The organism is Roseicitreum antarcticum, assembly GCF_014681765.1.
In the GTDB taxonomy this organism is placed as follows: Bacteria; Pseudomonadota; Alphaproteobacteria; order Rhodobacterales; family Rhodobacteraceae; genus Roseicitreum; species Roseicitreum antarcticum.
This window is the reverse complement of the sequence record NZ_CP061498.1, coordinates 1,507,711-1,518,953: the sequence shown is the minus strand read 5'-3', so window position 1 is coordinate 1,518,953 and position 11,243 is coordinate 1,507,711. Positions and strand designations below refer to the sequence as shown.

Annotated in this window: 8 protein-coding genes; 7 read left to right on the top strand and 1 reads right to left on the bottom strand. The window is 64.4% G+C overall.

The window, feature by feature from the left end:
• Positions 1–65 precede the first annotated feature (65 nt).
• From H9529_RS07185 to H9529_RS07155, 7 genes are all read left to right on the top strand, one after another.
• Positions 66–1,037 (top strand): TAXI family TRAP transporter solute-binding subunit, encoded by a 972-nt coding sequence (locus tag H9529_RS07185; RefSeq protein WP_092887774.1) that lies wholly within the window; start codon positions 66–68, stop codon positions 1,035–1,037.
• Positions 1,038–1,190: 153 nt separating this feature from the next.
• On the top strand, positions 1,191–3,365 hold the full coding sequence (locus H9529_RS07180) for a TRAP transporter permease (protein ID WP_092887777.1): 2,175 nt from the start codon (positions 1,191–1,193) through the stop codon (positions 3,363–3,365).
• Between the two features lie 279 nt (positions 3,366–3,644).
• Positions 3,645–6,176, top strand: a complete 2,532-nt coding sequence (locus H9529_RS07175; protein ID WP_092887780.1) for a heavy metal translocating P-type ATPase — start codon at positions 3,645–3,647, stop codon at positions 6,174–6,176.
• Positions 6,173–6,583 carry a Cu(I)-responsive transcriptional regulator gene (cueR, locus tag H9529_RS07170; protein WP_092887783.1) on the top strand — a complete coding sequence of 137 codons (411 nt, stop codon included), beginning with the start codon at positions 6,173–6,175 and terminating at the stop codon, positions 6,581–6,583. The genes H9529_RS07175 and cueR overlap by 4 nt, the downstream gene beginning before the upstream one ends.
• Positions 6,584–6,800: 217 nt before the next feature.
• Positions 6,801–7,781 carry an ABC transporter substrate-binding protein gene (locus H9529_RS07165; RefSeq protein WP_397544901.1) on the top strand — a complete coding sequence of 327 codons (981 nt, stop codon included), beginning with the start codon at positions 6,801–6,803 and terminating at the stop codon, positions 7,779–7,781.
• 58 nt (positions 7,782–7,839) lie between these two features.
• A complete protein-coding gene (locus tag H9529_RS07160; protein WP_092887789.1) occupies positions 7,840–8,631 on the top strand; it encodes an ABC transporter ATP-binding protein in 792 nt (263 codons plus the stop codon).
• 38 nt (positions 8,632–8,669) lie between these two features.
• Positions 8,670–9,395 carry an ABC transporter permease gene (locus H9529_RS07155; protein ID WP_092888231.1) on the top strand — a complete coding sequence of 242 codons (726 nt, stop codon included), beginning with the start codon at positions 8,670–8,672 and terminating at the stop codon, positions 9,393–9,395.
• A gap of 217 nt (positions 9,396–9,612) precedes the next feature.
• Here H9529_RS07155 and H9529_RS07150 read toward each other — a convergent pair whose 3' ends face one another.
• Positions 9,613–11,241 carry an alpha-D-glucose phosphate-specific phosphoglucomutase gene (locus tag H9529_RS07150; protein WP_092887792.1) on the bottom strand — a complete coding sequence of 543 codons (1,629 nt, stop codon included), beginning with the start codon at positions 11,239–11,241 and terminating at the stop codon, positions 9,613–9,615.
• Between the last annotated feature and the right edge of the window lie 2 nt (positions 11,242–11,243).

The following is an 11,243-nucleotide window of genomic DNA, read 5'->3' as shown; positions in this document are numbered from 1 at the left end:
GGACCGCTGCACGATACCCGCCGGTCACCACGGCCTGCGGGAGAAAACGCTAAGGGAGGTTCCAAATGCGTTCACTGTCTTTCGCCGCTTTTGCGGCAGCTACGCTTGTTGCTGGTACAGCCATTGCTCAGGACCGGTCGGACTGGCCGACGGATCTGACGGTCGGCACCGCCAGCCAAGGCGGCACCTATTTCGTCTATGGCAACGGTCTGGCCGGGTTCATCGGCGAGGAACTGGGCATCAATTCCAGCGGTGAAGTCACCGGCGGCCCGGTGCAGAACGTCACCCTTGTGCAGACCGGCGACCATGACCTGGGCCTTGTCACCATGGGCCCGATGTACAACGCCTGGAACGGCGAGAGCGAGCTTGCCCCCGGTCTTGAGCACCGCGATGTCCGCGCGCTGTTCCCGATGTACCAGACGCCGTTTCAGGTGGTCACGCTGGCGTCCAGCGGCATCACCTCGGTATCCGATCTGGACGGCAAGCGCGTCAGCGTCGGCCCCGCAGGCGGCACGCCCGGCACCTACTGGCCGATGTTCATGGAAACGCTGGGTGTTGACGCCAACGTGTCCTATGCCGGTGCCGCAGATGCCGCCAGCCAGCTGAAAGACGGCCTGATCGACGCCTTCGCCTTTGCCGCTGGTGTGCCGATCTCGGCGTTCAGCCAGTTGGCCGCCGAAAACGACGTGCTGATGTTCGGCTTCAACGATGCCGAATTGCCGACCATTCTGGCCACCCACCCCGACGTCTCGGCGCTGAACATTCCCGCAGGCACCTATGCCGGGCATGACTACAACCAGAATTCGGTCGCGATGTGGAACTTTGCCGTGACGCATGCCGATCTGTCGGAATCGCTGGCCTATGAAATCACCAAGCTGGTGATGGAAAACAACGACCGCATGCTGCAGATCCATTCGGCTGCCAGCGAAACCCTGCTGGAGAATGTGGGCAACAACGGTTTCTTGCCGTTCCACCCCGGTGCGGTGCGCTACTATGAAGAAGTTGGCGTAACGATCCCCGACGAACTGAAGGGCTGATCCCTGCCATCGGGTGCCCTGATCGAGGGGTCTTTTGACCAGTGACCTTGTGAAGAGTTGGGGGGCCGGGGCGCAACAGCGGCCTGGCCCTTTCTCTTGATGCCGCACCCCATTCCTACCGGAAGCGCCAGTTTAACCAGAAGGGTTCGTTCCATGTCTGCTGCCACCGAAGTTGAAAAGGGGCTGGCGACCGGCGTCGATGCCGAGATCGTCACCTCGAACCAGAGGGTCTTTACCGGATCGTTCGGTATGATCTTTGCCGCGCTCTGCGTGGCCTACACCGGGTTTCACGTCGGGGTTATGAACCTCTATCCGCTGGAAACCTGGACCTACCGGCTGATCCATGTGGGGGGCGGGTTGTCGATCGGTTACCTGCTGTATTCCGCGCAGGTCTTCTATGACCCCGACCGGGCCGGCGGCGCACGGCTGACCCCACCGCAACTGGCCTTGCTGATCCCCGCGGCGGGGCTGGTCGCCTATGCGCTGGCAGCGATGGCCGTGCTTTGGGTGGCAACCGGCGGGCAGAACCAGATGGGCGGGCCAACCCCGCCTGCATGGACCGTCCAGACCTTCGGCCTGCCGCTGATCGGTGGCATCGTGCTGGCGCTGGCGGCGGGATGGTTCTTTCCCAACCGGCTTCGCGATCAGTTGGATCTGGCCGATGTGGTGCTGGCGGTCGCGTCCATCGTGGTGACACTCTACATCATCTTTCACGCGCCGATCTTGCGGCTGCGGGCGGGCACTGCGCTGGCCCAGCCTGGTGATATGTATGCCGCGATCGCGGGCGTGATCCTGATCCTGGAACTGACGCGGCGGCTGGCGGGGCTGGCGCTGGTTATCATCGCGGGCATCTTCGTGCTTTACGCTTTTGTCGGCCCGTATCTGCCCGGCATCCTGGAGCATCGCGGCTATTCGCTGGAACGCTTCTTCACCTATATCTACACCGATCAGGGGATTTTGGGGCCGACCACCGCAATTTCATCGACCTATATCATCCTGTTCATCACCTTCGCGGCCTTCCTTCAGGCCAGCCGGGTGGGCGAGTATTTTGTGAACTTCGCCTTTGCCGCCGCCGGTGGTACGCGCGGCGGCCCTGCGAAAGTCGCGGTCTTCGCCAGCGGCCTGATGGGCATGATCAACGGCACCTCGGCGGGCAATGTGGTGTCCACCGGGTCGCTGACCATCCCTTTGATGAAGAAGGTGGGCTACAAGCCCCAGACAGCGGCGAGTGTCGAGGCCGCAGCCAGTTCAGGCGGGCAGATCCTGCCACCGATCATGGGGGCGGGTGCCTTCATCATGGCCGAAATCACTGGCATCGCCTATACGGATATCGTCATCGCGGCGATCATCCCCGCGATCCTGTATTTCGCCAGCGTCTATTTCATGGTGGACAAGGAGGCGCTGAAGAAAGGCATGAAGGGCCTGCCGCGCGAGGAATTGCCCGAGTTTCGGCAACTTGCCAAGAAGGTCTTCCTGTTCATTCCGATCATCATCTTGATCGGCGCGCTGTTCTCGGGCTATTCGGTGATCCGCGCGGGCACGCTGTCCATGGCGGCGGCGGCGGCGGTCAGCTGGTTGACCCCCTACCGAATGGGTCCCAAAGAGATCCTCTATGCGTTCGAGATCGCGGCCAAGATGTCGCTGCAACTGGTGGCCGTCTGCGCGGCCGCCGGGATCATCGTCGGCGTCATCGCGCTGACCGGGGTGGGCACGCGGTTCTCGTCCATGTTGTTGGGGCTTGCGGGGCAAAGCCAGTTGCTGGCGCTGTTCTTTGCCATGCTCGTCTCTATCATCCTTGGCATGGGGATGCCGACCACGGCGGCCTATGCGGTGGCGGCGTCCGTCATCGCGCCGGGGCTGATCCGCATGGGCATCGACCCGCTGACCGCGCACTTCTTCATCTTCTACTATGCGGTAATGTCAGCGATCACGCCGCCGGTGGCGTTGGCGGCTTATGCGGGGGCGGCAATTGCGCAGTCGGACCCGATGAAGACCAGCGTTGAAAGCTTCAAGATCGGGCTGGCGGCTTTTGTCGTCCCGTTCATGTTCTTCTATTCCGCGCCGATGTTGATGCAGGGCACCTGGCTTGAGATCATCCACGTCTTCCTCACGGCACTTTTGGGCATCTTCCTGATGGCCTCGGCGGTGCAGGGGTGGTTCTTCGGGCTGATCGGCCCGATCTTGCGGGTGGTGTTGCTGATCGCGGCTCTGGCGATGATCGCGGGCGGTTGGCTGTCCGATATCATCGGTCTGGGCACGGCGGCGTTGATCTTCGGCATTCAGCGAAAGGTCATTACCCCAAAGACGGCGGCGCGCGGGCTGGACTGACGCCCCATACCGCCTGACACTGGCCTGACGCGCGTCCCGTTCTGGCGGGGCGCGCGTTTGTCGTCTGGGGTGGCTTTGCGGCGGTTTTCTGATGCCATGAGGTGGGGCTGATGCCAGGAGGGCTGGTGCCTTGGCGTGATGCTTTGCGGGCGGAGGGGGCATTGGCCCCGATCCATGGGGCAGCGGCGTTCAAGATCGCGGATGCGCGCCCTTGACCTTCCAGTAACGGGAAGGGTTATGTAGCTTTCAGCGCATCTCAATCCACGCACCGGAGACCTCATGACTACCCTCACCCTGAGCTTGCAAAACATCCACTGCGGCGGCTGCGTTGGCCGCGCGGAACGCGCGATGCGCGGCGTCGACGGCGTGACAGCGGCATCGGTCAACCTGGCGACCCGGGGGGCAGAGGTACAGCTGGACCGCGCCGAACAGGTCGGCGCGCTGGTCGATGGGCTGGCCCGCGCGGGCTATCCGGCGGTAACGGAAAGCCTTGAATGGCCGCTTACGAACATGCATTGCGGGTCTTGCATCACGCGGGTGGAACGCGCGGCAACGGCGGTGCCGGGGGTGATTGCCGCCTCGGCCTCGATGGCGACGGAAACGGTGCAGGTGCAGTACCTGGTGGGCGATGATCTGCCTGACAGGCTGCGTGCGGCGCTGGCGCGGGCAGGCTATCCGGTGGCGCCAGGCGCCTCCCGGGACGCTGCCGGTGCGTCGACCGCAGACGCGGGAAGCTCGTCCGAAGATCCCGCCGACGACACGGCCCACGACCCTGCGATGTCCGCGCTGACCCGCAACCTGATCGTGGCTGCGATCCTGACCTTGCCGGTTTTTGTACTGGAGATGGGCAGCCACCTCATCGCCCCCTTCCACCACTGGGTGGTCGCCACCATCGGGCAGACCACCAGCTGGGCGGTGCAGGGCGCGCTGACCACCGTGCTGATGCTGGGGCCGGGCCGGATGTTTTACCGGCAGGGCGTGCCGGCCCTGTGGCACCTGCGCCCCGATATGAACAGTCTTGTCGCGGTGGGCACGCTTTCGGCCTATCTCTATTCCCTCGTCGCGCTGTTCGCGCCTGGCCTGCTGCCCGAAGGGACCCGCGCGGTGTATTTCGAGGCGACGGCCGTCATCATCACCCTGATCCTGACCGGACGCTGGTTGGAGGCGCGCGCGCGCGGCCGCACGGGCACCGCGATCCGTCACCTGATGGGCCTGCAACCCCGCACCGCCTGGGTGGAGCGTGAGGGCACAGATATCGAGGTCCCTCTGGCTGACGTCGGCGCTGGTGACACGCTGCTGCTGCGCCCCGGCGCGCAGGTGCCGGTGGATGGTGAGGTGCTCAGCGGCGAAACCTTCGTTGATGAAAGCATGCTGACCGGCGAGGCGATGGCGGTGGCGAAGACCCCCGGCAGCGCGCTGACCGGCGGCACGATCAACGGCGCAGGCGTGGTACGGATGCGCGCCACCCGCGTGGGCCGCGACACGGCGCTGGCGCAGATCATCCGCATGGTGCAATCGGCGCAGGGCGCGAAACTGCCGGTGCAGGCGCTGGTGGACCGGGTAACGCTGTGGTTCGTCCCGGCGGTGATGGCGCTGGCGGCGCTGACCGCGCTCATCTGGTTGGCCTTCGGCCCCGACCTGACCTTCGCGCTGGTCGCAGGCGTGACGGTGCTCATCATCGCCTGCCCCTGCGCGATGGGGCTGGCCACGCCGGTGTCTATCATGGTGGCCATCGGGCGTGGCGCGCGGTTGGGCATCCTGTTTCGCAAGGGCACGGCACTGCAAACGCTGGAACGGGTACGCGTGGTGGCCTTCGACAAGACCGGCACGCTGACCATGGGCAAACCTGCGCTGACCGATCTCGAACCGGCCACGGGCTTTGACGCGAACACCGTGCTGGCGCTGGTCGCCGGGGCCGAGGGTGGGTCAGAACATCCCATTGCCACGGCACTGATCGCGGCCGCGCGCGACCGTGGGCTAACACTGCCGCCCGTCATCAAGACTGACGTGCAGCCCGGGTTGGGCCTTCGGGCCGAGGTCGGCGGGAAAGTGGTGCTGGTGGGCAACCGCGCGCTGCTAAGCGGGGCAGGCGTGGTGCTGCCGGATGCCATGGTGGACCGTGCGCAGGTGTTGGCGGGGCAAGGTAAGACCGCGCTTTTCGCCGCATTGGACGGGCAGGCGGCGATGGTGCTGGCCGTGGCCGACCCGGTGAAACCCGGCAGCCGCGATGCGATCAAGGCCCTGCACGAAATGGGCGTGACCACCGCGATGATTACCGGTGATGCCGATGCCACGGCGCGCGCCATTGCCGCCGAGATCGGCATCGACCATGTGGTTGCAGGCGTGCTGCCCGCAGGCAAGGTCGCCGCGCTGGACAATCTGCGCGCGAAAACTGGTGAACACGGCGCGCTGGCCTTTGTGGGCGACGGCATCAACGATGCCCCCGCGCTGGCCCATGCCGATGTGGGCGTGGCCATCGGCACCGGTACCGATGTCGCGATCGAGGCGGCGGATGTCGTGCTTGTCTCGGGTGATCCGGGCGGCATCGTGACGGCGCTGGACCTGTCGCGCCACACCATGCGCAACATCCGCCAGAACCTGTTCTGGGCCTTCGGCTACAACGCCGCGCTGATCCCGGTGGCGGCCGGGGTGCTGTACCCGGCTTTCGGCATCCTCTTGTCACCCATGCTGGCGGCAGGCGCGATGGCGTTGTCCAGCGTCTTCGTGCTGACGAACGCGCTGCGCCTGCGCCGCTTTGCGCCCGCGCGGGCCACCCGGGGCGGGGCAGACGCCCGTGAGGGGCAGGCATGAACATCGGAGAGGTTGCCGCCCGCTGCGGCCTGCCCGCCAAGACCATCCGTTACTATGAGGATATCGGCCTGATCCGCCCGCAGCGTAGCGCCAACGGCTATCGCCAGTTCCGGCCGCAAGATGCGCAAAAGCTCGCGTTTTTGAAACGCGCCCGTGCATTGGGCTTCAGTGTCGAGGAATGCCGCGTCCTGCTGTCGCTCTATGAGGATGAGACCCGCGCCAGCGCGGATGTGAAGCAGATCGCCAGCGCGCATCTGGACGCGATTGACGCGCGACTGGTCGAGCTGCAGGCGATGCGGGACACGCTGTCGCATCTGGTGACGGCGTGCGCGGGCGATGCGCGCCCCGATTGTCCGATTCTGGCCGACCTTTCGGCGGACCTTCCCGGCCCGGCATCTGACGATTAGCCGCGGAATCTGGCATTGCTGCTCTCGACAAATGCCTGATTTTTCACCATCCTGTTATAATTATACGCACTGCCTGCGAATGACTCGGGCAGCCTGTGGGTGCCGTGTGCTATCGCCTTTTCCTTGGGCGACAGCTTGGGCTTCCTGAGGGTCGAGTAATTCGCATGCTTACAAACAGGGGGAATCCTTCGTGATCAGATATACCATCGCGGCCGGGCTGGCCGTTGCTGCCTTCGCGGCGCCCGTCGCGGCACAGACCGAAATCGACTTCACGCTTGACTGGCGCTTTGAAGGCCCCGCCGCCCCCTATTTCATCGCCGAAGATGCCGGCCATTTCGCGGCCGAGGGCCTGACGGTCGAAATCACGCCCGGGCAAGGTTCGCTCGACGCGATCCCGAAGGTGGCGACCGGCGCCTATCCCATCGGCTTTGCCGACATGGCCAGCCTGATCAAGTTCATCGACCAGAATCCCGGCGCGCCGGTGATCGGTGTCATGATGATGTACGACAAGCCCGCCTTCGCGATCGTGGGCCGCAAAAGCCTCGGCATCGAGGAGCCGTCCGATCTGGAAGGCAAGGTGCTGGGCGCCCCGCCGCCCGATGGCGCATGGGCACAGTTCCCGGTGTTCGCGGCGTCGACCGGGCTGGATGTGGACAGCATAACCGTTGAACCCGTGGGCTTCCCCACGCGCGAACCCATGCTGGCCGAGGGCCAGGTGGCGGCGGTCACCGGCTTCAGCTTCACCTCCTACCTCAACACCGTGCGGTTGGGCGTAGACCCCGAAGACATGACCGTGCTTTTGATGGCCGATTACGGGCTGGACCTTTACGGCAACGTCATCATCGTCAACACCGAATATGCCGCCGCAAACCCCGAGGTCATCACAGGCTTCTTGCGGGGCGTGGCGATGGGTGTGAAGGACTCGATCGCCGATCCGGAAGCCGCCGTTGCTGCCATTGCCGCACGCAACCCTGCGCTGGACAGCGCGTTGGAGGTTGAGCGGTTGGAAATCGCCCTGCGCGACAATATCGTCACCGAATGGGTGCTGGCCAATGGCATCGGCAATATCGACGCCGACCGCTTTGTCAGCTCGCTCGACCAGATCGCCATGACCTATGAGTTCAACACCGAACCCGATCCGGCGCTCTATTTCACCGACGCCTACCTGCCCACCGATGGCAGCCTGATGCTGGAATAACCCCTACCTACCCCCGGCGTGATGCGCCGGGGGTATTTCCAAGGCGTCAGGGCAAAACATGACCAATCTGATAGAACTGAAGGGCGTCACACACGCCTACAAGACAAAATCCGGCCCGTTCCCCGTACTCAAAGATCTGAACGTGTCGATCCCGCAAGGCGCATTCTGCGCCGTCGTCGGCCCCTCGGGCTGCGGAAAATCCACTCTGACGCGGCTGATCGCCGGACTGATGTTCCCCGATGAGGGCGAGGTCTGGCTGCATGGCGAACTGGTGAGATCCCCGCGCAAGACCGTGGGAATGGCATTTCAGAACCCGGTGCTGCTGGAATGGCGCACCATCATGCAAAACGTGATCCTGCCGCTGGAAATTGTCGCCCCGTCCATGCCCAAGGCACAGAAAGAAGCGCGCGCGCGCGAACTTCTGGCCATGGTGGGGCTGGAAGGGTTCGAGAACAAACGCCCCTCGGAACTGTCGGGCGGCATGCGGCAGCGCGCCTCGCTGTGCCGGTCCATCGTGCACAAACCCGATGTGCTGATCCTCGATGAGCCGTTCGGCGCGCTGGATGCCTTCACCCGCGAAGATCTGTGGCAGACCATGCATGACCTGCGCGCCAAGGAACCCTTTACCACGCTGCTGATCACCCATGACCTGCGCGAGAGCGTTTATCTGGGCGATCAGGTCGTCGTGCTGTCGGGCCGTCCCGCGACCACGCAATATGTGATGGACATCGACCTGCCAGGGCCGCGCCCGCTGGAAATGCTGTATGAAAAATCCTCGGTCGAGCGTCTGTCGGTTCTGCGCCGCCAGATCGAAATTGCCCAAGGCCGGGTGACGGAGGACGCACAGTGATAGAAAACCTGCAAAAGATCGTGGTGCCCGTAGTGGCGATGATCCTGCTGCTTCTGGGTTGGGAATGGCTGGTCTGGGCCAACGGCTGGCCGACCTACAAGATGGCCGCGCCCTCGGATGTGTGGCCCGCGTTTTTGCGCTATCAGCCGTTGTTCTGGGAATATGGCTGGCAGACCCTGTGGCGCACCATGGTCGGGCTGAGCCTGGCGGTGGTATTTGGCACGCTTATCGGCATGGTGATGGGCCTTAGCCGCATGATGAATGATGCGCTCTATCCCATTCTGGTGGGGTTCAACGCGGTACCGAAAGCGACAGTGGTGCCGGTGATTGCGCTGATGTTCGTGGGCCAGCATGATTTCAACACGATCTTGATGGCCTTCATGATCTCGTTCTTTCCCATCGCCGTATCGGTCGCCATCGGCCTCAGCACGTTGGAGCCAGAGTATCGCGACATCCTGCGCAGCCTTGGCGCCTCGCGCTTCACCGTGTTCTGGAAGATCGCGCTGCCCAAGACCCTGCCGGAGTTCTTCGGCGCGCTGAAAGTCGCTGCCACGCTGGCCTTCATCGGCACTAATCTGGTCGAGATCATCACCCCGCACGGGCGCGGCCTTGGCCATTTGTTCGACAGCGGGCGGATCAATTCTGACTATCCGTTGATGTTTGCGGTGCTGATCGCCTTGGCTGTTTTGGGGATTTTCCTCTACTATGTCGTCGTCGCTGCCGAAAAGATCTTTGCCGGTTGGGCGGTGCGCGCGCCGACCTGAACGAGGTGCCGCGCGGCAGCAAAGCCGGAAGACGCTACCAATCGCCGTGCCGCGTTGACGGCACGGCGATTTTGCTTCCAGCATCGTGGATGGCGCATGGCGCAGATCAAGGGCAGACTTGGCGGCCACGAACCCTGAGAAGCACAGGTTGCGCAGCCGCGTCGTGGCCCAGCGACCCGCTGGTTATGGCTTTATGGGCTGATTACCGACCTGCGGCTCAGGTCATCACATCCGGCGCGGTCCGGCCGGTGCGGGTGCGGATTTCCGCCAGCGCTTCGGCCGCGGTGACCACCGGAGCCAACGCCGCTTGCGCGTCTTGGTCCATCTGGTCCCGCTGCACTTCCAGCCGTTCCAGGTAAACCCGCAGCGTCGCCCCCTCGGTCCCCGTGCCTGACAGCCGCAGCACCAGCCGCGCACCGCCTTCAAAGGTGATCTCGATCCCCTGTTTCTCGGTCAGGCTGCCGTCTACCGGATCGTCATAGGCGAAATCCGCAGCCTTGCTGACCGTCAGCGCGCCCGCCGCCGTGCCGGGCAGCGTATCCAGTCGGCCCCGCAGATCGGCAATCAGCGTATTGGCAATGTCGCTGTCGATCGCCTCGTAATCGTGGCGCGAGTAATAGACGCGGCCATATTCGGCCCAGTGGTCGTGCATCACCTCGGCCACTGACTGACGGCGCGCTGCCAGAATGTTGAGCCACAGCAGGACCGCCCACAGCCCATCCTTTTCGCGCACATGGTCTGACCCGGTGCCCGCCGATTCCTCGCCGCACAGCGTCGCAAGCCCTGCGTCCAGCAGGTTGCCGAAGAACTTCCAGCCCGTCGGCGTCGCGTAGGATTTGATGCCCTTCGCCTCGGCCACCAGATCCACAGCGCAGGACGTGGGCATTGAGCGCGCCACGCCCTTCAGCCCGCCCGCATAGCCCGGTGCCAGATGCGCGTTGGCGGCCAGCACCGCCAGGCTATCGGACGGCGTCACGTAGACGCCGCGTCCGACGATCATGTTGCGGTCGCCGTCGCCGTCTGATGCCGCGCCGAAATCCGGGGCAGCGGTGCCAAACATCGTGTCCATCAAATCGCGCGCCCAGACCGGGTTGGGGTCGGGGTGGCCCTTGCCGAAATCGGGCAGGGGCACGGCATTGACCACCGATCCCGGTGCCGCCCCCAGTGTGGTTTCCAGGATGGCCACCGCATAGGGGCCTGTGACGGCGTGCATCGCATCGAACCGCAGTTGGAAACCGCCTGCGATCAGCGCGCGGATGGCGTCGAAGTCAAACAGCGTTTCCATCAGCGCCTGGTAATCGGTCACCGGGTCCACCACCTCGACCGCCATCGCGCCAAGCTGGTGGGTGCCGAGCGCCGAGAGGTCGATATCATCCGCCTCGAGCGTCAGGTACTGGGTGATGCTTTCGGTCGCGGCAAAGATGCGGTTTGTCACGCTTTCGGGCGCGGGGCCGCCGTTGGCGGTATTGTACTTCACGCCGAAATCCTCATCCGGGCCGCCGGGATTATGGCTGGCCGACATGATGATGCCGCCATCCGCGCCACGCAGCCGGATCAGGTGCGACGCAGCCGGGGTGGAGAGCAGCGCGTTCTGCCCCACGATCACCTTGGCCGCGCCCGAGGCAGCCGCCATGCGCAGGATGATCTGCGCCGCCCGATCGTTGAAGAACCGCCCGTCGCCACCCAGCACCAGCGTCTTGCCGATGACCCCGCCGATGCCATCCCAGATGCTTTGCACGAAGTTTTCCAGATAGCCCGGCTGCATGAACTGCGCGGTCTTCTTGCGCAGGCCCGAGGTGCCGGGCTTCTGGCCTGCAATCGGTTTGGTGGCGATAGTGGTCGTCATGG